This window comes from Escherichia sp. TW14182 (genome assembly GCF_000208525.1).
GTDB classification, from domain to species: Bacteria; Pseudomonadota; Gammaproteobacteria; order Enterobacterales; family Enterobacteriaceae; genus Escherichia; species Escherichia ruysiae.
Window position 1 is genome coordinate 1 of sequence record NZ_AEJZ01000062.1, and the last position, 25,978, is coordinate 25,978.

The 25,978-nt window shown below is 52.8% G+C and carries 26 protein-coding genes; 16 read left to right on the top strand and 10 right to left on the bottom strand.

Annotation, left to right across the window (positions count from 1 at the left end):
- From slyD to kefG, 4 genes are all read right to left on the bottom strand, one after another.
- The coding region (gene slyD, locus EQY_RS0105935) for a peptidylprolyl isomerase (RefSeq protein ID WP_000861329.1) at positions 1-380 on the bottom strand (380 nt) is incomplete at its 3' end.
- A 94-nt stretch (positions 381-474) separates the two neighbouring features.
- The gene (locus EQY_RS0105940; protein WP_001007730.1) at positions 475-675 is read right to left on the bottom strand and encodes a YheV family putative zinc ribbon protein; all 201 of its coding nucleotides are present in this window, start codon (positions 673-675) and stop codon (positions 475-477) included.
- Positions 676-684: 9 nt separating this feature from the next.
- Complete coding sequence (gene kefB, locus EQY_RS0105945) at positions 685-2,490, bottom strand: glutathione-regulated potassium-efflux system protein KefB (RefSeq protein ID WP_000399133.1); 1,806 nt, start codon at positions 2,488-2,490, stop codon at positions 685-687.
- Entirely contained in the window at positions 2,490-3,041 is a 552-nt protein-coding gene (kefG, locus tag EQY_RS0105950) for a glutathione-regulated potassium-efflux system ancillary protein KefG (RefSeq protein ID WP_024212435.1), read from the bottom strand. The genes kefB and kefG overlap by 1 nt, the downstream gene beginning before the upstream one ends.
- 130 nt (positions 3,042-3,171) lie before the next feature.
- On the opposite strand from kefG, the gene EQY_RS0105955 reads away from it, so the two are divergent.
- Genes EQY_RS0105955 through EQY_RS0105970 form a run of 4 tightly spaced genes read left to right on the top strand, consistent with a single transcriptional unit; the run spans position 3,172 to position 7,242 of the window.
- Positions 3,172-5,085, top strand: coding sequence for an ABC transporter ATP-binding protein (locus EQY_RS0105955; protein ID WP_000634789.1), 1,914 nt, complete (start codon positions 3,172-3,174; stop codon positions 5,083-5,085).
- Positions 5,085-6,107 (top strand): hydrolase, encoded by a 1,023-nt coding sequence (locus tag EQY_RS0105960; protein ID WP_000057418.1) that lies wholly within the window; start codon positions 5,085-5,087, stop codon positions 6,105-6,107. Before EQY_RS0105955 ends, EQY_RS0105960 begins: the two co-directional genes overlap by 1 nt.
- Positions 6,101-6,319, top strand: coding sequence for a YheU family protein (locus tag EQY_RS0105965; RefSeq protein ID WP_000907080.1), 219 nt, complete (start codon positions 6,101-6,103; stop codon positions 6,317-6,319). The genes EQY_RS0105960 and EQY_RS0105965 overlap by 7 nt, the downstream gene beginning before the upstream one ends.
- A 53-nt stretch (positions 6,320-6,372) precedes the next feature.
- Positions 6,373-7,242, top strand: coding sequence for a phosphoribulokinase (locus EQY_RS0105970; protein WP_001274699.1), 870 nt, complete (start codon positions 6,373-6,375; stop codon positions 7,240-7,242).
- Positions 7,243-7,296: 54 nt separating this feature from the next.
- Here the strand turns inward: EQY_RS0105970 and EQY_RS0105975 are convergent, their stop codons facing one another.
- The gene (locus tag EQY_RS0105975) at positions 7,297-7,701 is read right to left on the bottom strand and encodes an OsmC family protein (RefSeq protein ID WP_001148908.1); all 405 of its coding nucleotides are present in this window, start codon (positions 7,699-7,701) and stop codon (positions 7,297-7,299) included.
- A 301-nt stretch (positions 7,702-8,002) separates the two neighbouring features.
- Here EQY_RS0105975 and crp point away from each other — a divergent pair, with 301 nt between their 5' ends.
- Positions 8,003-8,635: a cAMP-activated global transcriptional regulator CRP gene (crp, locus tag EQY_RS0105985; protein ID WP_000242755.1), complete on the top strand. Its 633-nt coding sequence runs from the start codon at positions 8,003-8,005 to the stop codon at positions 8,633-8,635.
- Positions 8,636-8,685: 50 nt separating this feature from the next.
- Positions 8,686-10,776: a YccS/YhfK family putative transporter gene (locus EQY_RS0105990; RefSeq protein WP_000269296.1), complete on the top strand. Its 2,091-nt coding sequence runs from the start codon at positions 8,686-8,688 to the stop codon at positions 10,774-10,776.
- 91 nt (positions 10,777-10,867) lie between these two features.
- Here EQY_RS0105990 and argD read toward each other — a convergent pair whose 3' ends face one another.
- The 5 genes from argD to ppiA all read right to left on the bottom strand — a co-directional run bounded on the left by argD (position 10,868) and on the right by ppiA (position 14,205).
- A complete protein-coding gene (gene argD, locus EQY_RS0105995) occupies positions 10,868-12,088 on the bottom strand; it encodes a bifunctional acetylornithine/succinyldiaminopimelate transaminase (protein WP_000190003.1) in 1,221 nt (406 codons plus the stop codon).
- Positions 12,089-12,173: 85 nt separating this feature from the next.
- On the bottom strand, positions 12,174-12,737 hold the full coding sequence (gene pabA, locus EQY_RS0106000; protein ID WP_000601866.1) for an aminodeoxychorismate synthase component 2: 564 nt from the start codon (positions 12,735-12,737) through the stop codon (positions 12,174-12,176).
- A 31-nt stretch (positions 12,738-12,768) separates the two neighbouring features.
- The gene (locus EQY_RS0106005) at positions 12,769-13,371 is read right to left on the bottom strand and encodes a putative adenosine monophosphate-protein transferase Fic (RefSeq protein WP_001280619.1); all 603 of its coding nucleotides are present in this window, start codon (positions 13,369-13,371) and stop codon (positions 12,769-12,771) included.
- Positions 13,361-13,528, bottom strand: a complete 168-nt coding sequence (gene ficA / locus EQY_RS0106010) for a FicA/YhfG family antitoxin (RefSeq protein ID WP_000736864.1) — start codon at positions 13,526-13,528, stop codon at positions 13,361-13,363. The genes EQY_RS0106005 and ficA overlap by 11 nt, the downstream gene beginning before the upstream one ends.
- Before the next feature lie 104 nt (positions 13,529-13,632).
- A complete protein-coding gene (gene ppiA / locus EQY_RS0106015) occupies positions 13,633-14,205 on the bottom strand; it encodes a peptidylprolyl isomerase A (protein ID WP_000477233.1) in 573 nt (190 codons plus the stop codon).
- Between the two features lie 269 nt (positions 14,206-14,474).
- Here ppiA and tsgA point away from each other — a divergent pair, with 269 nt between their 5' ends.
- The 10 genes from tsgA (at position 14,475) to frlD (ending at position 25,895) form a co-directional block, all read left to right on the top strand.
- Positions 14,475-15,656, top strand: a complete 1,182-nt coding sequence (gene tsgA / locus EQY_RS0106020) for an MFS transporter TsgA (protein WP_000185241.1) — start codon at positions 14,475-14,477, stop codon at positions 15,654-15,656.
- 261 nt (positions 15,657-15,917) lie between these two features.
- Positions 15,918-18,461, top strand: a complete 2,544-nt coding sequence (gene nirB, locus EQY_RS0106025) for an NADPH-nitrite reductase large subunit (RefSeq protein ID WP_000049233.1) — start codon at positions 15,918-15,920, stop codon at positions 18,459-18,461.
- The gene (gene nirD, locus EQY_RS0106030; protein WP_000084764.1) at positions 18,458-18,784 is read left to right on the top strand and encodes a nitrite reductase small subunit NirD; all 327 of its coding nucleotides are present in this window, start codon (positions 18,458-18,460) and stop codon (positions 18,782-18,784) included. The genes nirB and nirD overlap by 4 nt, the downstream gene beginning before the upstream one ends.
- A 125-nt stretch (positions 18,785-18,909) precedes the next feature.
- On the top strand, positions 18,910-19,716 hold the full coding sequence (gene nirC / locus EQY_RS0106035) for a nitrite transporter NirC (RefSeq protein WP_000493550.1): 807 nt from the start codon (positions 18,910-18,912) through the stop codon (positions 19,714-19,716).
- An 18-nt stretch (positions 19,717-19,734) separates the two neighbouring features.
- Positions 19,735-21,108, top strand: coding sequence for a siroheme synthase CysG (gene cysG, locus EQY_RS0106040; RefSeq protein ID WP_000349843.1), 1,374 nt, complete (start codon positions 19,735-19,737; stop codon positions 21,106-21,108).
- A gap of 279 nt (positions 21,109-21,387) precedes the next feature.
- Entirely contained in the window at positions 21,388-21,555 is a 168-nt protein-coding gene (locus tag EQY_RS0106045) for a YhfL family protein (RefSeq protein ID WP_001031834.1), read from the top strand.
- 295 nt (positions 21,556-21,850) lie between these two features.
- Positions 21,851-23,188, top strand: a complete 1,338-nt coding sequence (frlA, locus tag EQY_RS0106050; RefSeq protein WP_000535516.1) for a fructoselysine/psicoselysine transporter — start codon at positions 21,851-21,853, stop codon at positions 23,186-23,188.
- 21 nt (positions 23,189-23,209) lie between these two features.
- Positions 23,210-24,232, top strand: a complete 1,023-nt coding sequence (gene frlB, locus EQY_RS0106055; RefSeq protein WP_000884079.1) for a fructoselysine 6-phosphate deglycase — start codon at positions 23,210-23,212, stop codon at positions 24,230-24,232.
- 50 nt (positions 24,233-24,282) lie between these two features.
- On the top strand, positions 24,283-25,113 hold the full coding sequence (gene frlC, locus EQY_RS0106060) for a fructoselysine 3-epimerase (RefSeq protein ID WP_000847849.1): 831 nt from the start codon (positions 24,283-24,285) through the stop codon (positions 25,111-25,113).
- Complete coding sequence (gene frlD / locus EQY_RS0106065; RefSeq protein WP_000792635.1) at positions 25,110-25,895, top strand: fructoselysine 6-kinase; 786 nt, start codon at positions 25,110-25,112, stop codon at positions 25,893-25,895. The genes frlC and frlD overlap by 4 nt, the downstream gene beginning before the upstream one ends.
- Positions 25,896-25,978: the final 83 nt, after the last annotated feature.

The following is a 25,978-nucleotide window of genomic DNA, read 5'->3' on the forward strand; positions in this document are numbered from 1 at the left end:
CCCGCCAGCATGTGGTTACCATCAACCACGACGTGATCGTCTTCAACAGCAGTGATCTCAACCGGCACCGGGCCCTGGTCGGTTTCAGCCAGGAAACGCATACCTACCTGCAGTTCATCAACGCCCATAAATACGTCTTTAGGAACGCGCTGCACCAGGTTTTCGTCGTACTGGCCGTAAGCGTCGTTCGCGCCAACAGCTACATCAAATTTGTCGCCAACTTCATGACCTTCCAGCGCCGTTTCCAGGCCAGAGATCAGGGAACCGTGACCATGCAGGTAGTCCAGCGGCGCACTCACCGGAGACTCATCAACCAACACACCGTCTTCTGTACGTACCTGATAGGCCAGGCTGACCACCAGGTCTTTTGCTACTTTCATGATATCTCCTGAGCATGGGAAGAATAGTGGCGCAGATTGTATCGGAATTCTGCTGCCGTGTACTCACTAGCTTAAAAAAACTCGGCGCATATCGCTAGTCCGGATGAAAAATCCCAATCACTTGCTCATCTTTGCGAACGTGATCGCGGGCTTCTTTATCGGCTTCACGCATCTGATGCCCACACTTAACACATTCAACAATATCAATATTATTTTCGCGCCACATCGCCATTGAGTCTTGCGCCTGACAGGCTGGACATTTCGCGCCAGCAATAAAACGTTTTCGGATTGCCATCTTCACCCTCTACTCAAATTCATCCCAGCCATCCATTTGGCGTCGTTCTTGTTGCATTTCACGCTGGAAAATCTCTTCCAGTTCGCGTCGGGCTTCCCTGGCGCGAGAAATTTGTACGGTATCAGCGTGCATCGGGATAAGTTCCCGCAGCATTCGCATATCCAGGCGACGAAAATGCAGTTGCGCCCGCTGCGCCTGGTGTGGATGCATACCTAGCGACACTAACGTCTTGCGCCCCAGCTCTAACGCACTGGAGAATGTTTCACGGGAAAACTGTGTCACCCCGGCTTGTAATAACTCATGTGCTTCGACACGTCCGCGCGCTCGCGCAAGAATATGCAAATGCGGGAAGTGCTGCTGGCATATTTCCACCAGCTTCATGGTGTCTTCCGGCTCGTTACAGGTAATGACGATAGACTCAGCGGCCTCTGCACCCGCAGAACGTAAAAGATCTACCTGCGTAGCGTCGCCGTAATAAACTTTGTAGCCATATTTGCGCATCAGGTTCACGGCGCTGATGTCCCGCTCCAGCACGGTAATGCGCATTTTATTCGCCATCAGCAAACGACCAATCACCTGACCAAAACGCCCGAAGCCCACGACAATGACCTGGGGTTTATCATCGTTGACCCACGGTTTTTCATCTTCTTCTTCCGTTCCGTTAAACTGGCGGGATAGCCATTTATCCACCAGCTTCATCAGCAGCGGCGTGGTCATCATGGAAAGCGTCACCGTCACCAGTAACAGCGCCATCTGGTCGCCCTGGAATAAGCGTTGTGAAGAAGCGGTAGAAAAGAGCACAAAGGCAAATTCACCGCCCTGGCTCAGCACGCCAGCAAACTGCATCCGCTCAGAACTGCGCACGCCATACAGGCGCGCCAGCAGATACAGCACGAGAATTTTCACCGCCACCAGCACGACCACGCTTATCACTACCCACAACAGATGGGTATAAAGCACCCCGAGGTTTAGCGACATCCCGACGGAGATAAAAAATAGCCCGAGCAGCAAGCCTTTAAACGGATCGATAGCCGTTTCCAGTTCATGGCGATATTCACTTTCCGCCAGCAGCACGCCCGCAATAAACGTACCGAGCGCCATCGACAGCCCCAGCGCATCCATAAACAATGCGGAACCCAGCACCAGCAGCAGCGTCGCGGCGGTGAACACTTCCCGCACGCCAGAAGCTGCAATAAAACGGAATACCGGGCGCAGTAAATAGCGCCCACCAATCAACATACCGACAAATGCCAGCACCTTCATGCCGATCTTCATCCAGTCGAAATGTTCGTCTGCCGAACCCGCCAACAATGGCACTAACGCCAGCGCCGGGATCACCGCCAGATCCTGAAATAGCAGAACCGAAAACCCGAGCTGCCCGGATTCGCTTCGATTCATCCCTTTCTCACGCATCAGTTGCAACGCCATTGCGGTTGAAGACATCGCCAGACCAATGCCACCTACCACCGCCGCCTGCCAGGCGAAATCCGTCAGCATCAATAATCCCGCCAGCAACGCCGCGCTTAACAGTACCTGTGCCGCGCCTACGCCAAAAATCGAGCGTCGCAATTGCCAAAGCTTGGAGGGATTCAACTCCAGCCCAATGATAAACATCAGGAATACCACGCCGAGTTCCGAAAAGTGGAGGATCTCATCGACGTCGCTAATAAACCCAAGCCCCCATGGGCCAATCGCAATCCCTGCCAGCAAATATCCCAACACAGCGCCAATACCCAGCCGCGATGCCAGCGGCACCGCAGCCACCGCCGCGAAGAGAAACAGCACTCCCGCGAGTAAAAAATCGGAACCTTCCATCAGCGGCCTCCTGGGGGCAGTGGATTTGCCAGCCAGTCGCCGTAGGCTCTGGCGTGACTTACCAGCTCCTGTGCGCTTTGCCGTCTCGCCCAGTAAATAATAATGGGGCTTAACCAATGCATCCGGCACATGCCCGCCGCCAGTTCAAAGGGGCGCAGAACATCGCTCATCGGGTAGCGATTCAACGCGTCATAACGGTAAGCACTTTCCGGCTCGCCAGTGGTGATCACGCTACGCCAGTACTTTCCCGCCAGTTGGTTTCCCCCCGGCCCGCTGGCAAAACCACGGCTTAATACCCGGTCCAGCCACTCTTTCAGTAGCGCCGGGCAGCTATAGGTATAAAGAGGATGCTGAAAGACAATCACCTCGTGCTCGCGCAGTAATGCCTGCTCACGGGGGATATCAATAAAAAAATCGGGATAGTGCGCGTAAAGGTCGTGCACGGTAACATTGCTGAGCTGCGTGGCCGGTTTAAGCAGTACCCGGTTTGCCACCGAGTCCTGAGATTCCGGATGGGCATACAGCAGCAAAACTTTCGCTGGCTGAGACATCATCCCCCTCCCGGTATGGTTTTTGTGTATAGTCGCTGTTTTGGGCTACCATTGCGCCCGGTGCGGCAGCTCGCCCATACATTACATTATCATAATGATAAGTTAACATAGTCTGAACATACGGCGCCTTATGATTGTTTTCTCCTCGTTACAAATTCGTCGCGGCGTGCGCGTCCTGCTGGATAATGCCACCGCCACCATCAACCCTGGGCAGAAAGTCGGCCTGGTGGGTAAAAACGGCTGTGGTAAATCTACCCTGCTGGCATTGCTGAAAAATGAAATCAGCGCCGACGGCGGCAGCTACACCTTTCCGGGAAGCTGGCAACTGGCGTGGGTGAATCAGGAAACGCCGGCGTTACCGCAAGCGGCGCTGGAATATGTCATTGACGGCGACCGTGAATATCGTCAACTGGAAGCGCAGTTGCACGACGCCAACGAACGTAACGACGGGCACGCCATCGCCACCATTCATGGCAAGCTGGATGCTATCGACGCGTGGAGTATTCGCTCCCGCGCCGCCAGCCTGCTGCACGGCCTCGGTTTCAGCAACGAACAACTGGAGCGCCCGGTGAGTGATTTCTCCGGTGGCTGGCGTATGCGTCTTAACCTCGCCCAGGCGCTGATTTGCCGTTCAGACTTGCTGCTGCTCGACGAACCGACTAACCACCTCGATCTCGATGCCGTTATCTGGCTGGAAAAATGGTTAAAGAGCTATCAGGGCACGCTGATCCTGATCTCTCACGACCGCGACTTCCTCGATCCGATCGTCGATAAAATTATTCATATCGAACAGCAAAGCATGTTCGAGTACACAGGTAACTACAGCTCGTTTGAAGTGCAGCGCGCCACCCGCCTGGCGCAGCAACAGGCGATGTACGAAAGCCAACAAGAACGTGTAGCGCATCTGCAAAGTTATATCGACCGTTTCCGTGCCAAAGCCACTAAAGCGAAGCAGGCACAGAGCCGCATTAAGATGCTTGAGCGCATGGAGCTGATTGCCCCCGCGCACGTCGATAACCCGTTCCGCTTTAGCTTCCGCGCGCCGGAAAGCCTGCCTAATCCGTTGTTGAAGATGGAAAAAGTCAGTGCGGGCTATGGCGATCGCATTATTCTCGACTCGATAAAACTGAATCTGGTGCCGGGTTCGCGCATTGGTCTGTTAGGCCGAAACGGCGCGGGTAAATCGACATTAATCAAACTGTTAGCCGGTGAACTTGCGCCAGTCAGCGGAGAAATTGGCCTGGCGAAAGGGATCAAACTCGGCTACTTCGCCCAGCATCAACTGGAATACCTGCGCGCTGACGAATCGCCTATTCAGCATCTGGCGCGTTTAGCACCGCAGGAACTGGAGCAAAAACTGCGTGACTATCTCGGCGGTTTTGGTTTCCAGGGCGATAAAGTGACGGAAGAAACGCGCCGCTTCTCCGGTGGCGAAAAAGCGCGCCTGGTGCTGGCTTTAATTGTCTGGCAGCGCCCGAATCTGCTGCTGCTCGACGAACCGACCAACCACCTTGACCTCGACATGCGCCAGGCACTCACCGAAGCATTGATCGAGTTTGAAGGCGCGCTGGTTGTCGTCTCGCACGACCGTCATTTGCTGCGTTCCACCACTGACGATCTCTATCTGGTTCACGATCGTAAAGTCGAACCGTTCGACGGCGATCTGGAAGATTATCAACAGTGGTTAAGCGACGTACAAAAGCAGGAAAACCAGGCCGACGAAGCGCCAAAAGAGAACGCTAACAGCGCCCAGGCACGTAAAGATCAGAAGCGTCGGGAAGCAGAGTTGCGTGCGCAAACCCAGCCGCTGCGTAAAGAGATCGCCCGTCTGGAAAAAGAGATGGAGAAGTTGAACGCGCAACTGGCGCAGGCGGAAGAGAAACTTGGCGACAGCGAGCTGTATGACCAGAGCCGTAAAGCAGAGCTGACCGCCTGTCTGCAACAGCAAGCCAGCGCCAAATCCGGCCTGGAAGAGTGCGAAATGGCGTGGCTGGAAGCCCAGGAGCAACTGGAACAGATGCTGCTGGAAGGCCAAAGCAACTGATGGCGCAGATAACGACGACCGATGCCAATGTATTCAGCAGCAGTGCTGAATTTACCCCTATGCGCGGTTTCAGCAATTGTCATCTCCAAACCATGCTGCCGCGTCTGTTTCGTCGTCAGGTGAAATTCATCCCGCACTGGCAGCGGCTGGAGTTGCCCGACGGCGACTTTGTCGATCTCGCGTGGAGTGAAGACCCCACACAAGCGAAGCATAAACCGCGTCTGGTGGTCTTCCACGGTCTCGAAGGCAGCCTCAATAGTCCTTATGCGCATGGTCTGGTCGAAGCGGCGCAAAAGCGCGGCTGGCTGGGCGTGGTGATGCATTTTCGCGGGTGCAGCGGTGAACCAAACCGGATGCACCGCATTTACCATTCGGGCGAAACCGAAGATGCCAGTTGGTTTTTACGCTGGCTGCAACGCGAATTTGGTCATGCGCCAACGGCTGCCGTCGGCTATTCGCTCGGCGGTAATATGCTGGCCTGTTTGCTGGCCAAAGAAGGCAATGACCTCCCGATTGATGCGGCGGCGATTGTCTCTGCACCGTTTATGCTGGAAGCCTGTAGTTATCACATGGATAAAGGCTTCTCCCGCGTTTATCAGCGTTACTTGCTGAACTTGTTAAAAGCCAATGCTGCGCGCAAACTGGCGGCCTACCCCGGAACGCTGCCGATTAATCTCGCACAGTTGAAATCGGTACGCCGCATCCGCGAATTTGACGATCTGATCACCGCCAAAATTCACGGCTACGCCGACGCTATCGACTATTATCGTCAGTGTAGCGCCATGCCGATGCTCAATCGGATCGCCAAACCCACGCTGATTATTCACGCCAAAGATGATCCGTTTATGGATCATCAGGTGATCCCGCAACCGGAAAATCTCCCACCACAGGTGGAGTATCAACTGACGGAACATGGCGGTCATGTTGGCTTTATTGGCGGTACATTACTTCATCCGCAAATGTGGCTGGAGTCACGCATTCCTGACTGGTTATCAACGTATCTGGAGGCGAAATCATGTTGATTCCGTGGCAAGACATCTCCCCCGAAACGCTGGAAAATTTAATTGAAAGCTTTGTGTTACGCGAAGGCACCGATTATGGTGAACATGAGCGTACACTTGAACAGAAAGTCGCCGACGTCAAACGCCAGCTACAGTGCGGAGAAGCGGTGCTGGTATGGTCGGAGCTGCACGAAACGGTCAATATCATGCCGCGCAGTCAGTTTCGCGAATAACCTGCAACCGTCGGCGGACGAGATAATAATGATAGCTAAGTCATGGAGTTACTATGTCTGCCAAACATCCGGTCATTGCGGTAACAGGATCCAGCGGCGCGGGAACCACCACTACCAGCCTCGCGTTTCGAAAAATCTTCGCGCAGTTAAATCTGCGCTCAGCCGAGGTAGAAGGCGACAGTTTTCACCGTTACACCCGCCCGGAAATGGACATGGCGATCCGCAAAGCGCGCGACGCCGGGCGGCATATCAGTTACTTCGGCCCCGAAGCTAACGACTTCGGCCTGCTGGAACAAACCTTCATTGAATACGGCCTGAGCGGCAAAGGGAAATCTCGCAAATATCTGCATACCTACGACGAAGCCGTACCGTGGAATCAGGTGCCAGGTACGTTTACCCCGTGGCAGGCGCTGCCAGAACCCACCGATGTGCTGTTTTATGAAGGTTTGCACGGCGGCGTGGTCACACCACAACATAACGTCGCGCAGCATGTGGATTTACTGGTTGGTGTAGTGCCTATCGTTAACCTGGAGTGGATTCAAAAACTCATCCGCGACACCAGCGAGCGCGGGCACTCGCGAGAAGCGGTGATGGACTCGGTAGTTCGCTCAATGGAAGACTATATCAACTACATCACACCGCAGTTTTCTCGCACCCACATTAACTTCCAGCGCGTCCCCACCGTTGACACCTCAAACCCCTTCGCCGCAAAAGGCATCCCATCGCTGGATGAAAGCTTTGTGGTAATCCATTTTCGAAATCTGGAAGGAATCGATTTCCCCTGGCTGTTGGCGATGCTGCAAGGCTCGTTCATTTCCCACATCAATACATTAGTGGTGCCGGGCGGCAAAATGGGTCTGGCAATGGAGTTAATTATGCTGCCGCTGGTGCAACGACTGATGGAAGGGAAGAAAATCGAGTAACTCTGCTATTAAGCCGGATAAAATACTCTCCGGCTTCACAACGGGATAGTTAAATCACGCGGCAACCACTTCATACGAGTGAGTAATATTTACCGCTTTTTCCAGCATCAACGCGACTGAGCAATACTTCTCGGCTGAGAGATCAACCGCACGCGCAACCGCTGCATCCTTCAGGTCGCGACCGGTGACGATAAAATGCAGATTAATGTGCGTAAACAGGCGTGGTGCCTCTTCGCGGCGTTCAGAGGTCAATTTTACTTCACAATCGACCACATCCTGACGCCCTTTTTGCAGGATAGAAACCACATCAATGGCGCTGCAACCACCCGCCGCCATCAACACCATTTCCATCGGACTTGGCGCTTTATCGCCTGAGTTGCCGTCCATTAAAATCTGGTGACCAGAGGCGGATTCGCCCAGAAAGGTTAACCCTTCGACCCACTTCACACGCGCTTGCATAATCGAAACTCCATTGCGTCAATTTTCCTGACAGAGTACGCGTACTGACCAAATCGCGCAACGGAAGGCGACCTGGGTCATGCTGAAGCGAGACACCAGGAGACACAACGCGAAAGCTATGCTAAAACAGTCAGGATGCTACAGTAATACATTGATGTACTGCATGTATGTAAAGGACGTCACATTACCGTGCAGTTCAGTTGATAGCCCCTTCCCAGGTAGCGGGAAGCACATTTCGGCAATCCAGAGACAGCGGCGTTTTCTGGCTCTGGAGAAAGCTTATAACAGAGGATAACCGCGCATGGTGCTTGGCAAACCGCAAACAGACCCGACTCTCGAATGGTTCTTGTCTCATTGCCACATTCATAAGTACCCATCCAAGAGCACGCTTATTCACCAGGGTGAAAAAGCGGAAACGCTGTACTACATCGTTAAAGGCTCTGTGGCAGTGCTGATCAAAGACGAGGAGGGTAAAGAAATGATCCTCTCTTATCTGAATCAGGGTGATTTCATTGGCGAACTGGGCCTGTTTGAAGAAGGCCAGGAACGTAGCGCATGGGTACGTGCGAAAACCGCCTGTGAAGTGGCTGAAATTTCCTACAAAAAATTCCGCCAATTAATTCAGGTAAACCCGGATATTCTGATGCGTCTCTCCGCACAGATGGCACGTCGCCTGCAAGTCACTTCAGAGAAAGTGGGCAACCTGGCATTCCTCGATGTAACAGGCCGCATTGCACAGACTCTGCTGAACCTGGCAAAACAACCGGATGCCATGACTCACCCGGACGGTATGCAAATCAAAATTACCCGTCAGGAAATCGGTCAGATTGTCGGCTGTTCTCGTGAAACCGTGGGGCGCATTCTGAAGATGCTGGAAGATCAGAACCTGATCTCCGCACACGGTAAAACCATCGTCGTTTACGGCACTCGTTAATCCCGTCGGAGTGGCGCGTTACTGAGTAGCGCGCCATTTTGTTTAACCCGATGTGGCGCAGACTGATTTACCATCCTGATATCAACTATGCACTACGACAAACGCTGGTGCTATGTTTGCCCGTGGCCGTTGGTCTATTGCTTGGCGAATTAAGGCTTGGGCTGCTCTTTTCCCTCGTCCCCGCCTGTTGCAATATTGCGGGGCTTGATACGCCCCATAAACGCTTTTTCAAACGTTTAATTATTGGTGCGTCGCTGTTTGCCACCTGCAGCTTGCTAACACAACTGCTGCTGGAAAAAGATATCCCCCTGCCATTTCTGCTGACAGGGTTAACGTTGATACTTGGCGTTACTGCCGAGTTAGGGCCATTACACGCAAAATTACTTCCCGCATCGCTGCTGGCAGCTATTTTTACCTTAAGTCTGGCGGGATACATGCCCGTCTGGGAACCGTTGCTCATCTATGCGTTGGGTACACTCTGGTATGGGCTGTTTAACTGGTTTTGGTTCTGGCTCTGGCGCGAACAACCGCTACGCGAGTCACTTAGCCTGCTGTACCGTGAACTGGCAGATTATTGCGAAGCCAAATACAGCCTGCTTACCCAACACACCGATCCTGAGAAAGCGTTGCCACCGCTGCTGGAACGCCAGCAAAAAGCGGTCGATTTAATTACCCAGTGCTATCAGCAAATGCATATGCTTTCCGCGCAAAATAATACCGATTACAAGCGGATGCTGCGCATTTTCCAGGAGGCGCTGGATTTACAGGAACACATCTCGGTCAGTTTGCATCAGCCAGAAGAGGTGCAAAAGCTGGTCGAGCGTAGCCATGCGGAGGAAGTTATCCGCTGGAATGCGCAAACCGTCGCCACTCGCCTGCGCGTGCTGGCTGATGACATTCTTTACCATCGCCTGCCGACGCGTTTTACGATGGATAAGCAAATTGGCGCACTGGAAAAAATCGCCCGCCAGCATCCGGATAACCCTGTAGGGCAATTCTGCTACTGGCATTTCAGCCGCATCGCCCGCGTGCTGCGAACGCAAAAACCACTCTATACCCGTGACTTACTGGCCGATAAACAGCGACGAATGCCGTTACTCCCGGCGCTGAAAAGCTATCTTTCCCTGAAATCGCCAGCACTGCGTAATGCAGGACGACTGAGTGTGATGTTAAGCGTTGCCAGCCTGATGGGCACCGCGCTGCATCTGCCGAAATCCTATTGGATACTAATGACGGTATTGCTGGTGACGCAAAATGGTTATGGCGCGACTCGTCTGCGAATTGTGAATCGTTCTGTCGGAACCGTGGTTGGATTAATTATTGCAGGTGTTGCACTGCACTTTAAAATCCCTGAAGGTTACACCCTGACGCTGATGCTTTTCACCACGCTCGCCAGTTACCTGATATTGCGCAAAAACTACGGCTGGGCGACGGTCGGTTTTACCATTACCGCTGTATATACCCTGCAACTGTTATGGCTGAATGGCGAGCAGTACATCATCCCCCGTCTAATCGATACTATCATCGGTTGTCTGATTGCCTTCGGCGGCACAGTTTGGCTGTGGCCGCAGTGGCAGAGCGGCTTATTGCGCAAGAACGCCCATGATGCCTTAGAAACTTACCAGGAGGCCATTCGTCTGATCCTCAGTAAAGATCCGCAACCTACGCCACTAGCCTGGCAACGAATGCGGGTTAATCAGGCGCATAACACCTTGTATAACTCATTGAACCAGGCGATGCAGGAACCGGCGTTTAACAGCCATTATCTGGCAGATATGAAACTGTGGGTTACGCATAGTCAGTTTATTGTTGAGCATATTAATGCCATGACTACGCTGGCGCGGGAGCACCGGGCATTGCCGCCGGAACTGGCGCAGGAGTATTTGCAGTCTTGTGAAATCGCTATTCAACGCTGTCAGCAGCGGCTGGAATATGATGAACCGGGGAGTTCTGGTGACGCCAATATCATAGACTCGCCAGAGATGCTGCCACACGAAGGCGCGTCTGGCACGCTGGAGCAGCATTTACAACGCGTTATTGGTCATCTGAATACAATGCACACCATTTCAGCGATGGCCTGGCGGCAGCGACCGCATCACGGGATTTGGTTGAGTCGGAAGTTACGGGATTCGAAGGCGTAATATCATTATTGCCAGAAGCAAACCGTAGGTCGGATTAGGCGTTCACGCCGCATCCGACATGCTTTGCCTGATGCGACGATGACACGTCTTATTACGCCCCAACCACCTTCGCCACCGCGCGGGCAAAACGTTGCATCCCTTCATCGATATCCGCATCTTCCACCACCAGCGATGGTGCAAAACGCATCACATCTGTCCCGGCGTTCAGCACCATTACGCCAGCCTCGGCGCCCGCATAAAGGAAATCGCGCGCCCGACCTTTGTACTGTGGCTTAAGCTCGGCACCAATCAACAACCCCATACCGCGAATATCGCTAAACACATCAAACTGCTGATCTATCTTCTGCAAATGGTCAACAAAACGCTGGCGTTTCGCCTGAATGCCTTCCAGCACTTCAGGGGTATTGATGATATCAAAGGCCGCGCCAGCTACTGCACAGGCCAGCGGATTACCGCCGTAGGTGGAACCATGCGAACCAGGATGAAACGCAGAAGCAATCTCCGCCGTAGTCAGCATGGCGCTAATCGGAAAGCCACCACCTAACGCTTTCGCGGAAGTCAGAATATCCGGCGTCACGCCATAGTGCATATAAGCAAACAGATCGCCGGTGCGCCCCATCCCACACTGCACTTCATCAAATACCAGCAATGCCTGATGCTGATCGCACAGTTCGCGCAAGCCCTGCAAAAACGCTGGCGTCGCCGCCGTCACGCCCCCCTCGCCCTGAATCGGCTCAACCACCACCGCGCAGGTGTGATCATCCATCACTGCTTTCACTGCGTGGAGATCGTTAAAGGGAACGTGAATGATGTCTGCCGGTTTTGGCCCAAAGCCGTCGGAATATTTCGGCTGCCCGCCTACCGAGACGGTAAACAGCGAGCGTCCATGAAAGGCGTTATGGAAGGCAATAATTTTGGTTTTGAACGGGCTATGGCGCACGCAAGCGTAATGCCGAGCCAGTTTAAAGGCCGTTTCGTTGGCTTCCGTCCCGGAGTTCATAAACACCACACGTTCGGCAAAGGTTGCCTCGATCAGCTTACGCCCAAGACGCAGCGCCGGTTCGTTGGTGAAAACGTTACTGATATGCCATAGCGTTTCCCCCTGGGTTTTTAACGCTTCCACCAGCGCCGGATGGCAATGGCCTAATGCCGTAACCGCAATGCCACCCGCGAAATCGACGTACTCTTTGCCTTGCTGATCCCAGACTCGGCTGCCCTGACCTTTTACCGGAATAAATTCTGCCGGTGCATAAATCGGCAGGATCACTTCATCGAAAGTCGCGCGTGTAATTGCTGCTTGTTCAGTTGCCATCTCATGATCACCCTGTTACGCATAAATCAATGTGAAATTATAATCACAAAATATGCATAAAAAATCACTAGATAGCAACCAGAAATCAGCGATGCAGGAAATTCGCCAGCAATTGATGCCCCTGTTCGCTGAGAATGCTTTCCGGGTGGAACTGCACACCTTCAAGATCCCACTGGCGATGGCGAATCCCCATAATCTCGCGGGTTTCGCTCCAGGCAGTCACGTCAAAGCACGCTGGCAATGAGTCAGGTTCTACCACCAGCGAATGGTAGCGCGTCACGGTGAGTGGATTTGCCAGACCGCGAAATACCCCCTGGCCGTTATGCGTAATCGGTGAAGTTTTGCCGTGCATGACCTTTGCGGCGCGCACGACTTTGCCGCCAAAAGCCTGCGCCATCGCCTGATGACCGAGGCAGACGCCAAGAATCGGCAAGCGTCCGGCATAGTGACGAATAGTCTCAAGGGAGATCCCGGCTTCATTGGGCGTACAGGGGCCAGGTGAGATGACAATTTTCTGCGGTTTAAGGGCGTCGATATCCGCCAGCGTCAACGCATCGTTGCGCTTAACCAGCACATCCGCCCCCAGTTCACAAAAGTACTGGTAGAGGTTCCAGGTGAAAGAATCGTAGTTATCAATAAGCAGGATCATGGCGGCTCCGGTACGAAAGAACCGCGCTATTTTACTCAGATTCCCCGGCTTCGCTTACCACTTTGCTAAATATCGTCTGCAGCGCAGAGAGATCGCCCATAGCCCCGCTCTGATTTGCCTGATTCCAGGTCTCTTTTTCGATACCCTGCCAGCTCAGTTGATAGCCCGCATGAATAGCCAGTTGCTCGAAGAAGATCCGCTGTGCCAGGCCACTTCCCGCACGGAATGGATGCAGGACATTGATTTCACAATAGTAGTGCGCCAGTCGCTCGACGAACTTCGCTTTCTCAAGGCCGACCAGATAACCTTCTTCCTCCAGAGCCTGCATCAGGGCATTGCCCTCTTTTTCGATATAAGCAAAGTGGCAGAACGGTGTATCCCCCTGATAAATATCGACTTCACGCAGTTGCCCCGCCCAGTCGAAAATATCCTGATACAGCTGGCGATGAATAGCGCGCAAATGCGGTAAACCACGCACCAACGGACCAAGCTCAATGGTCGCGGCACGCAGCGCCGTCATTTCGTAAGCCGCCTGCTCCAGCCGCTGCTGTTGGCGGATATCCAGCCGATTACGCATGATATCGAGGCCAGGATAGAGATACGGGTCGCGCCCTTCGCCGAATTTATCGCTCATAGTGCCTCCTTAGCTCTTCAAGGCGCACCAAAGCCTCAGCGGCAGTAAGAGTGACTAATGGCATCTCGACGCCTTCAAGACGGCGACTGGCCTGGAAATTACGATTACGCTGAAGCTCCCAGAGACGGGACTTTTGCTTATCGGTGAGTTTCTTCACTGGATGCCTCCCTGAACGTGTCCATTTGCCACAAGTATAAGCGGCAAATCCGGGTTACGCCGGAAGAGCAGATGCGCGGACAATTTTGCCCGCGCGAGAAATCGTTACGGCAGGACTTTAGCGGAAAGGATAACGACCGGCTTTGACGGCACATTCTGGTATGGACCAACGTCATGAGTCGGCACCTGGGAAATCTTATCGGCAACGTCCATACCTTTCACCACTTTACCAAAGACGGCGTAGCCGAAATCACGCTGACCGTGGTCAAGGAAGGCATTGTCGGCTACGTTGATAAAGAACTGACTGGTTGCGCTGTCTTTGTCCGCAGTTCGCGCCATAGCAATAGTGCCGCGCGTATTGCGCAGGCCGTTATCGGCTTCATTTTTGATTGGCGGGTTTGGTTTTTTCTGCTGCATCTGCTCGGTAAATCCGCCGCCCTGAATCATAAAGCCAGGGATAACGCGGTGAAAGGTGGTGTTGTTATAAAAACCACTGTTCACATAATCGACAAAGTTTTGCACTGATACCGGCGCTTTCTGGCTATCCAGCTCCAGTTCGATATTACCAGCAGAGGTTGTTAACAATACGTGCGGATCCCCTTTCGCTGCCATTGCTACGGGTGAGAGAGCAGAAAGAGCGAAAACAGCAGCCATCGCCGCCAGGGTCGATTTGAACATGAGATTTCCTTAACAAACAGAGCAGAAAAAAAGCAAGTGGAGAGATTCTAAATAGCCTTCAATGACAAGGCCATTCCTTTACCTAATTTTACGTACTTGAAATATATGTAACCTGATGATCACTTTTATTTCGTGATCAGAATCACTTTAACGTTTGCAAATTAGCAACCGTTTGCAATTAAATATTTAATCAGATCACAAAATCACCTAAAATCGCCCGCTCGCGGCATAGCCCGCTATGCCATTTTACTTTTGAACGCAGGCCAATCATGACTAACAGCAATCGCATCAAGCTCACATGGATTAGCTTTCTTTCCTACGCACTGACCGGTGCGTTGGTTATTGTCACCGGGATGGTGATGGGAAATATCGCCGATTATTTCAATCTGCCCGTTTCCAGTATGAGTAATACCTTCACCTTCCTCAACGCCGGCATTTTAATCTCTATCTTCCTCAACGCCTGGCTGATGGAAATCGTCCCGTTGAAAACGCAGTTACGTTTTGGCTTTCTCCTGATGGTGCTGGCGGTTGCCGGTTTGATGTTCAGCCACAGCCTGGCGCTGTTCTCGGCGGCGATGTTCATCCTTGGGGTGGTCAGCGGTATCACCATGTCGATTGGTACATTCCTGGTAACGCAAATGTATGAAGGGCGCCAGCGCGGTTCCCGTCTGCTGTTTACCGACTCCTTCTTCAGTATGGCCGGGATGATTTTCCCGATGATCGCCGCATTTCTGCTGGCGCGCAGCATTGAGTGGTACTGGGTTTATGCCTGCATCGGGTTGGTGTACGTCGCTATTTTTATTCTGACCTTCGGCTGTGAGTTCCCGGCGCTGGGCAAACATGCGCCAAAAGCTGACGCCCCGGTAGCGAAAGAAAAGTGGGGGATCGGCGTGCTGTTTCTCTCTATTGCTGCGCTGTGCTACATCCTCGGTCAGCTAGGTTTTATCTCCTGGGTGCCAGAGTACGCCAAAGGTCTGGGCATGAGCCTGAACGACGCGGGTACGCTGGTAAGCAACTTCTGGATGTCGTACATGGTCGGCATGTGGGCGTTCAGCTTTATTCTGCGTTTCTTTGACCTGCAACGTATTCTGACCGTGCTGGCAGGCCTGGCTGCGATTCTGATGTACGTCTTTAACACCGGAACACCAGCGCATATGGCATGGTCTATTCTTGCTCTGGGCTTCTTCTCCAGCGCAATCTATACCACCATCATCACTCTGGGTTCCCAGCAGACAAAAGTACCATCGCCAAAACTGGTTAACTTCGTACTCACCTGTGGAACCATCGGCACCATGCTGACCTTTGTGGTTACCGGTCCGATCGTAGAACATAGCGGTCCACAGGCGGCACTGCTCACTGCAAACGGTCTGTACGCTGTGGTATTCGTGATGTGCTTCCTGTTAGGTTTTGTCAGCCGTCACCGTCAGCACAACACCCTGACCTCTCATTAATTGCCAATGCCGGGCGGCACTTTTGTCGTCCGGCTTTTTCCTCTCATCTCCCGCAACGTGCCTTCATCTCTATAAATGCTTTTATTTTGTCTGTTTTTTGCACAAACATGAAATGTCAGACAATTCCGTGACTTAAGAATATTTATACAAATCAGCAATATACCTCTTAAGGAGTATATAAAGGTGAATTTGATTTGCATCAATAAGTGGGGTTGCTGAATCGTTAAGGTAGGCGGTAATAGAAAAGAAATCGAGGCAAAAATGAGCAAAGTCAGACTCGCAATTATCGGTAACGGTATGGTCGGCCATCGCTTTATCGAAGATCTTCTTGATAAATCTGATGCGGCCAACTTTGATATTACCGTTTTCTGTGAAGAACCGCGCATCGCTTATGACCGCGTACACCTCTCGTCTTACTTCTCTCACCACACCGCCGAAGAGCTGTCGCTGGTGCGCGAAGGCTTTTACGAGAAACACGGCATTAAAGTTCTGGTCGGCGAACGCGCTATCACCATCAACCGTCAGGAGAAGGTGATTCACTCCAGCGCCGGGCGTACCGTTTATTATGACAAGCTGATCATGGCGACCGGTTCCTACCCGTGGATCCCGCCGATCAAAGGTTCTGATACCCAGGATTGCTTTGTCTATCGCACCATTGAAGACCTCAACGCGATTGAATCCTGCGCCCGTCGCAGCAAGCGCGGTGCCGTTGTTGGCGGTGGCCTGTTAGGTCTGGAAGCCGCTGGCGCGCTGAAAAACTTAGGCATTGAAACCCACGTTATCGAATTTGCCCCTATGCTGATGGCGGAACAGCTTGATCAGATGGGCGGCGAGCAGCTGCGTCGCAAAATCGAAAGTATGGGCGTGCGCGTTCACACCAGCAAAAACACCCTTGAAATTGTGCAGGAAGGTGTCGAAGCGCGTAAAACCATGCGTTTTGCCGACGGTAGCGAGCTGGAAGTTGACTTTATCGTCTTCTCTACCGGTATCCGTCCGCGCGATAAGCTGGCAACCCAGTGTGGTCTGGACGTTGCTCCGCGCGGGGGTATCGTAATCAATGATTCCTGCCAGACTTCCGATCCGGATATCTACGCCATCGGTGAATGCGCAAGCTGGAACAACCGTGTCTTTGGTCTGGTCGCACCAGGCTACAAAATGGCGCAGGTCGCCGTTGACCACATTCTCGGTAGCGAAAACGCCTTTGAAGGCGCTGACCTTAGCGCCAAGCTGAAACTGCTGGGCGTGGACGTTGGCGGTATTGGCGATGCGCATGGCCGTACACCAGGCGCTCGTAGCTATGTTTACCTCGACGAAAGCAAAGAGATCTACAAACGCCTGGTTGTCAGCGAAGACAACAAAACCCTGCTCGGTGCGGTACTGGTGGGTGATACCAGCGATTACGGCAACCTGCTGCAACTGGTGTTGAACGCTATCGAACTGCCAGAAAACCCAGATTCCCTGATCCTGCCAGCGCACTCCGGTAGCGGTAAGCCATCTATCGGTGTAGATAAACTGCCGGACAGCGCACAAATCTGCTCCTGCTTCGACGTCACCAAAGGCGACCTGATTGCTGCTATCAACAAAGGCTGCCACACCGTTGCGGCGCTGAAAGCCGAAACCAAAGCCGGTACTGGCTGCGGCGGCTGTATCCCGCTGGTCACTCAGGTACTGAATGCGGAACTGGCGAAACAGGGTATCGAAGTTAACAACAACCTGTGCGAACACTTTGCTTATTCGCGTCAGGAACTGTTCCATTTGATCCGCGTTGAAGGCATTAAAACCTTCGAAGAACTGCTGGCGAAACACGGCAAAGGCTACGGTTGTGAAGTTTGTAAACCGACCGTCGGTTCGCTGCTGGCCTCCTGCTGGAACGAATACATTCTGAAACCGGAACATACTCCGCTGCAGGATTCTAACGATAACTTCCTCGCTAACATCCAGAAAGACGGCACCTACTCGGTGATCCCGCGTTCTCCGGGCGGTGAAATCACCCCGGAAGGGCTGATGGCGGTAGGTCGTATCGCGCGTGAATTTAATCTCTACACCAAAATCACTGGCTCCCAGCGTCTGGCAATGTTTGGCGCACAGAAAGACGATCTGCCGGAGATCTGGCGTCAGCTGATTGAAGCCGGCTTCGAAACCGGTCATGCCTATGCGAAAGCACTGCGTATGGCGAAAACCTGCGTGGGTAGCACCTGGTGCCGCTACGGCGTTGGCGACAGCGTGGGTCTCGGCGTGGAACTGGAAAACCGCTACAAAGGCATCCGTACTCCGCACAAAATGAAGTTCGGTGTCTCTGGCTGTACCCGTGAATGTTCAGAAGCTCAGGGTAAAGACGTGGGTATCATCGCCACCGAAAAAGGCTGGAACCTGTACGTTTGCGGTAACGGCGGCATGAAACCGCGTCATGCGGATCTGCTGGCGGCGGATATCGATCGCGAAACGCTGATCAAATATCTTGACCGCTTCATGATGTTCTACATCCGTACCGCCGACAAACTGACGCGTACCGCGCCGTGGTTAGAAAACCTTGAAGGCGGCATCGATTACCTGAAAGCGGTGATCATTGACGACAAACTGGGGCTGAACGCACATCTGGAAGAAGAGATGGCGCGCCTGCGTGAAGCGGTAGTGTGTGAGTGGACTGAAACGGTCAATACACCGTCCGCGCAGACTCGCTTCAAACACTTCATCAACAGCGACAAGCGTGACCCGAACGTGCAGATGGTGCCAGAACGCGAACAGCACCGTCCGGCAACGCCGTATGAACGTATCCCGGTAACTCTGGTGGAGGACAACGCATGAGCCAGTGGAAAGACATCTGCAAAATCGATGACATCCTGCCTGAAACCGGCGTCTGCGCGCTGTTAGGTGACGAGCAGGTGGCAATTTTCCGCCCGTATCACAGCGACCAGGTGTTTGCGATCAGCAACATCGATCCGTTCTTCGAATCCAGCGTGCTGTCACGCGGGCTGATTGCGGAACACCAGGGCGAGCTGTGGGTAGCCAGCCCGCTGAAAAAACAGCGTTTTCGCTTAAGCGACGGCTTGTGCATGGAAGACGAACAGTTTTCCGTCAAGCATTACGAAGCGCGAGTGAAAGACGGCGTGGTACAGCTACGCGGTTAATGTTTTAACGGGAGGCGCAATGCCTCCCCTTTTTGCATTGTCCTGTAATGACCTTCGGTATATTGCAGGACATTTTTTAAACTTTTTGTTTTATTTTTTGTTTTTATTTTTTAAAGGATAATCAAATGTTTACAGACACTATTAATAAGTGTGCGGCTAACGCTGCGCGCATTGCACGCCTGTCGGCAAATAACCCGCTCGGCTTCTGGGTCAGCTCCGCAATGGCGGGCGCGTATGTGGGTCTTGGGATCATCCTGATTTTCACGCTCGGTAATTTGCTCGATCCGTCCATACGTCCTCTGGTGATGGGCGCGACCTTTGGTATCGCCTTAACGCTGGTGATTATCGCCGGTTCTGAACTGTTCACCGGACACACCATGTTCCTCACCTTTGGGGTGAAAGCGGGCACTATCAGCCACGGGCAAATGTGGGCAATCCTGCCGCAAACCTGGCTGGGCAACCTGGTCGGTTCCGTCTTCGTTGCCATGCTTTATAGCTGGGGCGGCGGTAGCCTGCTGCCGGTAGATACCAGCATCGTTCACTCCGTCGCGCTGGCTAAAACCACTGCACCGGCAATGGTACTGTTCTTCAAAGGCGCATTGTGTAACTGGCTGGTTTGCCTGGCTATCTGGATGGCGCTGCGCACTGAAGGGGCGGCGAAATTTATCGCTATCTGGTGGTGTCTGCTGGCATTTATCGCGTCTGGCTATGAGCACTCCATCGCTAACATGACGCTGTTCGCGCTCTCCTGGTTCGGCAACCACAGCGAAGCCTATACGCTGGCAGGTATTGGGCATAACCTGCTGTGGGTGACGCTGGGTAATACTTTATCGGGCGCCGTATTCATGGGATTGGGTTATTGGTATGCTACGCCGAAAGCGAATCGTCCGGTTGCGGACAAATTTAATCAAACTGAAACGGCTGCAGGTTAATCAGTAAGGGGTTTTTACGTGGATCATTTGCCTATATTTTGCCAATTACGCGATCGCGACTGTCTGATTGTCGGCGGTGGTGATGTTGCGGAACGCAAAGCAAGGTTGCTGTTAGACGCGGGCGCTCGCTTAACGGTGAATGCATTAGCGTTTATTCCACAGTTCACCGCATGGGCAGATGCTGGCATGTTAACCCTCGTCGAAGGGCCATTTGATGAAAGCCTTCTCGACCCCTGCTGGCTGGCGATTGCCGCGACGGATGATGACGCGCTTAACCAGCGCGTCAGCGAAGCCGCCGAAGCTCGCCGCATCTTCTGTAACGTGGTCGATGCGCCGAAAGCCGCCAGCTTCATTATGCCGTCGATTATTGACCGCTCACCGTTGATGGTAGCGGTCTCCTCTGGCGGCACCTCGCCGGTTCTGGCGCGACTGCTGCGCGAAAAACTCGAATCACTGCTGCCGCTACATCTGGGCCAGGTAGCGAAATACGCCGGGCAATTACGCGGTCGGGTGAAACAACAGTTCGCGACAATGGGCGAGCGTCGCCGTTTCTGGGAAAAACTGTTCGTTAATGACCGCCTGGCGCAGTCGCTGGCGAATAACGATCAGAAAGCCATTACTGAAACGACCGAACAGTTAATCAACGAGCCGCTTGACCATCGCGGTGAAGTGGTGCTGGTTGGCGCCGGCCCTGGCGATGCCGGGCTACTGACGCTGAAAGGTCTGCAACAAATTCAGCAGGCTGATGTGGTGGTCTACGACCGTCTGGTTTCTGACGAAATTATGAATCTGGTACGGCGCGATGCTGACCGCGTTTTCGTCGGTAAACGCGCGGGATACCACTGCGTACCACAGGAAGAGATTAACCAGATCCTGCTGCGGGAAGCGCAAAAAGGCAAACGCGTGGTGCGTCTGAAAGGCGGCGATCCGTTTATTTTTGGCCGTGGTGGCGAAGAGCTGGAAACACTGTGCAACGCGGGTATTCCGTTCTCGGTAGTTCCGGGTATTACTGCAGCTTCTGGTTGCTCTGCTTATTCGGGTATTCCACTTACGCATCGCGATTATGCTCAGAGCGTACGCTTAATTACCGGACACTTAAAAACCGGTGGTGAGCTGGACTGGGAAAACCTGGCAGCAGAAAAACAGACGCTGGTATTCTATATGGGACTAAATCAGGCTGCGACCATTCAGCAAAAATTGATTGAACACGGAATGCCAGGCGAAATGCCAGTGGCGATTGTCGAAAACGGGACGGCGGTAACGCAACGCGTGATTGACGGTACGCTCGCGCAGCTGGGCGATCTGGCGCAGCAAATGAACAGTCCATCATTAATTATTATTGGCCGGGTTGTTGGTTTGCGCGATAAATTAAACTGGTTCTCAAACCATTAATTTAAACAAATTTAATTAAGGTCAGATATTTCTGACCTTTTTTTATTTACAATAATCACCATATTAATTTTTATCTTCATTAGACATAAAACAACTTTTTAACTAATTCCTTATTTTAATAACCACCTACAGTTACAGGGGCTTACAAATATAATCGAAATATTAATAGCCCACTCACTGACGTGTAATAGATATTCCTGTATTGTCTCTAACGAGCTGTTTGCTTATATTCATATAATTAATGAATATTACTCGATATATTTTACATAGGGAATGAAAATGAACAAATTTATTAAAGTTGCACTGGTAGGTGCAGTACTGGCTACGTTAACTGCATGTACTGGTCATATTGAAAACCGTGATAAGAACTGCTCTTACGACTACCTGCTGCACCCGGCAATTTCTATTTCTAAAATCATTGGCGGTTGCGGTCCTACTGCACAGTAATCTCTTAATAGAAATCGGTTAATGTCGGTTTAATTGCCTGACGCCCTCTGGATCCCCCGAGGGCGTATTTGTTTCTATGCCCTTCTTTCCCCCTGCCTGTAAAAATAATTTCATTTTAATTTCAATGCGATAGTCATTCACTCCCGCCACAACACGATCCTGTGCAAAATTTTGTGATCTTCCTCTACAACACATAACATTATATGTTGTTATATTCATCATGCATTGTCATGTTACCTTTTAAATGACTGCAAACTCTCCCCTACAACGTGTTGGACAAGAAAAAGGTATCGCTATGGGAAGCCAGGAACTCCAACGCAAGCTCGGATTTTGGGCCGTTCTTGCAATCGCCGTCGGGACAACCGTCGGCTCCGGTATTTTCGTCTCCGTGGGTGAAGTCGCTAAAGCGGCGGGAACGCCGTGGCTGACGGTGCTCGCTTTTGTCATCGGCGGGTTAATTGTGATCCCGCAAATGTGCGTCTATGCGGAGCTATCAACCGCTTATCCGGAAAATGGCGCAGATTATGTTTATTTAAAAAATGCCGGTAGCCGACCGCTGGCTTTTCTCTCCGGCTGGGCCAGCTTCTGGGCCAACGATGCGCCTTCACTGTCAATCATGGCGCTGGCGATTGTCAGCAATCTTGGCTTTTTAACGCCTATCGATCCTCTGCTCGGTAAATTTATCGCCGCCGGGTTAATTATCGCCTTTATGCTGCTGCATCTGCGATCCGTCGAAGGCGGCGCAGCGTTTCAGACGCTGATTACCATCGCCAAAATTATCCCGTTCACTATCGTCATTGGCCTTGGGATCTTCTGGTTTAAAGCGGAGAATTTTACCGCCCCTTCCACCACCTCGATTGGCGCGACGGGCAGCTTTATGGCGCTACTGGCGGGGATCTCTGCCACCAGTTGGTCGTATACCGGCATGGCCTCCATCTGCTATATGACTGGTGAAATCAAAAACCCCGGCAAAACCATGCCGCGAGCGCTGATTGGCTCCTGCCTGCTGGTTTTAGTGCTTTACACCCTGCTGGCGCTGGTGATTTCCGGGCTGATGCCCTTCGATAAACTCGCCAACTCTGAAACGCCGATTTCCGACGCCCTGACCTGGATCCCCGCACTCGGCAGCACCGCCGGGATCTTCGTTGCCGTCACGGCGATGATCGTCATTCTCGGCTCGCTTTCCAGTTGCGTGATGTACCAGCCGCGCCTGGAATACGCGATGGCGAAAGACAATTTATTCTTCAAATGCTTCGGGCATGTGCATCCGAAATACAACACGCCAGATGTTTCCATCATCCTGCAAGGGGCGCTTGGGATCTTCTTCATCTTCGTTTCCGATCTCACCAGCCTGCTGGGCTACTTCACGCTGGTGATGTGTTTCAAAAACACCCTCACCTTCGGCTCCATCATCTGGTGTCGTAAACGCGACGATTACAAACCGCTGTGGCGTACTCCGGCTTTCGGGCTGATGACTACCCTCGCCATTGCATCAAGCCTCATTCTGGTTGCCTCAACTTTTGTCTGGGCACCTATTCCCGGCCTTATCTGCGCCGTCATCGTTATTGCTACTGGTCTGCCTGCTTACGCCTTCTGGGCGAAGCGGAGCCGCCAGCTAAATGCTTTGTCGTAATGTTATCTGGAGAAAAGTGAAATGTTAGATATTGATAAAAGCACCGTGGACTTTCTGGTCACCGAAAATATGGTTCAGGAAGTAGAAAAAGTACTCACCCATGACGTTCCGCTGGTACATACCATCGTGGAAGAGATGGTGAAGCGCGACATTGATCGTATTTATTTCGTTGCCTGCGGATCGCCGCTCAACGCGGCGCAAACGGCGAAACATCTGGCGGATCGTTTTTCCGATCTTCAGGTCTACGCTATTTCCGGCTGGGAGTTCTGCGATAACACCCCGCATCGCCTCGACGATCGTTGTGCAGTGATTGGCGTTTCTGACTACGGTAAAACCGAAGAGGTAATCAAGGCGCTGGAACTGGGCCGGGCCTGCGGTGCACTCACTGCGGCGTTCACCAAACGCGCGGACAGCCCGATTACTTCGGCGGCAGAGTTTACCATTGATTATCAGGCCGACTGCATCTGGGAAATTCACCTGCTGCTCTGCTACAGCGTGGTGCTGGAGATGATCACCCGCCTCGCGCCAAACGCGGAAATCGGCAAGATCAAAAACGATCTTAAGCAATTGCCGGATGCGCTCGGTCATCTGGTGCGTACATGGGAAGAGAAAGGTCGCCAGCTCGGTGAACAGGCCAGCCAGTGGCCGATGATTTACACGGTTTCTGCGGGACCGCTGCGTCCGCTGGGTTACAAAGAAGGCATTGTAACGCTGATGGAATTTACCTGGACCCACGGCTGTGTGATTGAGAGCGGTGAGTTCCGCCACGGCCCGCTGGAGATTGTTGAACCGGGTGTTCCATTCCTGTTCCTGCTCGGCAATGACGAAAGCCGCCATACCACCGAACGCGCCATTAACTTTGTCAAACAGCGTACCGACAACGTGATCGTCATCGATTACGCCGAAATTTCGCAAGGGCTACATCCGTGGCTGGCGCCGTTCCTGATGTTCGTGCCGATGGAGTGGCTCTACTACTACCTGTCAATTTACAAAGATCACAACCCGGATGAACGCCGCTATTACGGTGGTCTGGTGGAATATTAATCCCCTCTCCCGGCCTGGCAACGGGCCGGATTTACGCAAGGAGTTATCCGATGAAAACAGGTATGTTTACCTGCGGCCACCAGCGGCTGCCTATTGAACACGCATTCCGTGACGCAAGCGAGCTGGGTTACGATGGCATTGAAATTTGGGGCGGGCGTCCGCATGCCTTCGCGCCGGACTTAAAAGCAGGCGGCCTCAAACACATTAAGGCACTGGCGCAGACGTATCAGATGCCGATTATCGGTTACACGCCAGAAACCAATGGTTATCCGTATAACATGATGCTGGGCGATGAGCATATGCGTCGCGAAAGCCTCGACATGATCAAGCTGGCGATGGATATGGCGAAAGAGATGAACGCCGGTTATACGCTGATTTCTGCGGCTCACGCGGGTTATCTCACGCCGCCTGATGTTATCTGGGGGCGGCTGGCAGAGAACTTAAGCGAATTGTGCGAGTACGCGGAAAATATCGGTATGGATTTGATCCTCGAACCGTTAACGCCGTATGAATCGAACGTCGTGTGTAACGCCAACGATGTGCTTCATGCGCTGGCGCTGGTGTCTTCGCCGCGTCTGTTCAGCATGGTCGACATCTGCGCGCCGTATGTCCAGGCAGAGCCGGTGATGAGTTATTTCGACAAACTGGGCGATAAACTGCGTCATCTGCATATTGTCGACAGCGACGGAGCCAGCGACACGCATTACATCCCCGGTGAAGGCAAAATGCCGTTGCGGGAGCTGATGCGCGATATCATCGACAGAGGTTATGACGGTTACTGTACGGTGGAACTGGTGACGATGTACATGAACGAACCCAGACTCTACGCTCGCCAGGCGCTGGAACGCTTTCGTGCGCTGCTGCCGGAGGATGCGAGATGAAAAACCTGGCGACAATCGGCGATAACTGCGTCGATATCTACCCGCAACTGAATAAAGCGTTTTCTGGCGGTAATGCGGTGAACGTGGCGGTGTACTGCACTCGCTACGACATACAACCCGGATGCATTACCTGGGTGGGTGACGATGACTACGGCACAAAGCTGAAGCAGGATCTTGCCCACATGGGCGTCGATATCAGCCATGTCCATACGAAACACGGCGTTACCGCGCAAACTCAGGTGGAACTGCACGGCAACGATCGCGTTTTTGGCGACTACACCGAAGGCGTGATGGCCGACTTTGCCCTGAGCGAAGAGGATTACGCCTGGCTGGCGCAGTATGACATTGTGCACGCGGCAATCTGGGGACATGCGGAGGACGCATTCCCGCACCTGCACGCAGCGGGCAAACTTACCGCTTTCGACTTCTCCGACAAGTGGGACAGCCCGCTCTGGCAGACACTGGTGCCGCATCTCGATTTTGCCTTTGCCTCCGCGCCGCAAGAAGACGAAGCGTTACGTCTGAAGATGAAGGCGATTGTTGCCCGTGGCGCAGGCGTGGTGATTGTCACGCTGGGTGAAAACGGCAGCATTGCCTGGGATGGCGCGCAGTTCTGGCGTCAGGCTCCTGAACCGGTGACGGTTATCGACACCATGGGTGCCGGAGATTCGTTCATTGCCGGATTCCTTTGCGGCTGGTCTGCGGGGATGACATTACCGCAGGCGATGGCGCAGGGAACGGCGTGTGCGGCACAAACTATTCAGTACCACGGTGCCTGGTAGGCATAACGTTGGCGTGAGCATCTTCACGCCAACGTGCTGTTACTTGCCGGAAAACGACCCTATAATCCGTGTAATTCATTCTT

What these genes read in the sequence shown, in the direction of transcription:
- EQY_RS0105940 (WP_001007730.1), bottom strand. Translation starts at nt 675, where the DNA reads ATGGCAATCCGAAAACGTTTTATTGCTGGCGCGAAATGTCCAGCCTGT.
- kefB (WP_000399133.1), bottom strand. Translation starts at nt 2,490, where the DNA reads ATGGAAGGTTCCGATTTTTTACTCGCGGGAGTGCTGTTTCTCTTCGCG.
- kefG (WP_024212435.1), bottom strand. Translation starts at nt 3,041, where the DNA reads ATGTCTCAGCCAGCGAAAGTTTTGCTGCTGTATGCCCATCCGGAATCT.
- EQY_RS0105955 (WP_000634789.1), top strand. Translation starts at nt 3,172, where the DNA reads ATGATTGTTTTCTCCTCGTTACAAATTCGTCGCGGCGTGCGCGTCCTG.
- EQY_RS0105960 (WP_000057418.1), top strand. Translation starts at nt 5,085, where the DNA reads ATGGCGCAGATAACGACGACCGATGCCAATGTATTCAGCAGCAGTGCT.
- EQY_RS0105965 (WP_000907080.1), top strand. Translation starts at nt 6,101, where the DNA reads ATGTTGATTCCGTGGCAAGACATCTCCCCCGAAACGCTGGAAAATTTA.
- EQY_RS0105970 (WP_001274699.1), top strand. Translation starts at nt 6,373, where the DNA reads ATGTCTGCCAAACATCCGGTCATTGCGGTAACAGGATCCAGCGGCGCG.
- EQY_RS0105975 (WP_001148908.1), bottom strand. Translation starts at nt 7,701, where the DNA reads ATGCAAGCGCGTGTGAAGTGGGTCGAAGGGTTAACCTTTCTGGGCGAA.
- crp (WP_000242755.1), top strand. Translation starts at nt 8,003, where the DNA reads ATGGTGCTTGGCAAACCGCAAACAGACCCGACTCTCGAATGGTTCTTG.
- EQY_RS0105990 (WP_000269296.1), top strand. Translation starts at nt 8,686, where the DNA reads ATGTGGCGCAGACTGATTTACCATCCTGATATCAACTATGCACTACGA.
- argD (WP_000190003.1), bottom strand. Translation starts at nt 12,088, where the DNA reads ATGGCAACTGAACAAGCAGCAATTACACGCGCGACTTTCGATGAAGTG.
- pabA (WP_000601866.1), bottom strand. Translation starts at nt 12,737, where the DNA reads ATGATCCTGCTTATTGATAACTACGATTCTTTCACCTGGAACCTCTAC.
- EQY_RS0106005 (WP_001280619.1), bottom strand. Translation starts at nt 13,371, where the DNA reads ATGAGCGATAAATTCGGCGAAGGGCGCGACCCGTATCTCTATCCTGGC.
- ppiA (WP_000477233.1), bottom strand. Translation starts at nt 14,205, where the DNA reads ATGTTCAAATCGACCCTGGCGGCGATGGCTGCTGTTTTCGCTCTTTCT.
- tsgA (WP_000185241.1), top strand. Translation starts at nt 14,475, where the DNA reads ATGACTAACAGCAATCGCATCAAGCTCACATGGATTAGCTTTCTTTCC.
- nirB (WP_000049233.1), top strand. Translation starts at nt 15,918, where the DNA reads ATGAGCAAAGTCAGACTCGCAATTATCGGTAACGGTATGGTCGGCCAT.
- nirD (WP_000084764.1), top strand. Translation starts at nt 18,458, where the DNA reads ATGAGCCAGTGGAAAGACATCTGCAAAATCGATGACATCCTGCCTGAA.
- nirC (WP_000493550.1), top strand. Translation starts at nt 18,910, where the DNA reads ATGTTTACAGACACTATTAATAAGTGTGCGGCTAACGCTGCGCGCATT.
- EQY_RS0106045 (WP_001031834.1), top strand. Translation starts at nt 21,388, where the DNA reads ATGAACAAATTTATTAAAGTTGCACTGGTAGGTGCAGTACTGGCTACG.
- frlA (WP_000535516.1), top strand. Translation starts at nt 21,851, where the DNA reads ATGGGAAGCCAGGAACTCCAACGCAAGCTCGGATTTTGGGCCGTTCTT.
- frlB (WP_000884079.1), top strand. Translation starts at nt 23,210, where the DNA reads ATGTTAGATATTGATAAAAGCACCGTGGACTTTCTGGTCACCGAAAAT.
- frlC (WP_000847849.1), top strand. Translation starts at nt 24,283, where the DNA reads ATGAAAACAGGTATGTTTACCTGCGGCCACCAGCGGCTGCCTATTGAA.
- frlD (WP_000792635.1), top strand. Translation starts at nt 25,110, where the DNA reads ATGAAAAACCTGGCGACAATCGGCGATAACTGCGTCGATATCTACCCG.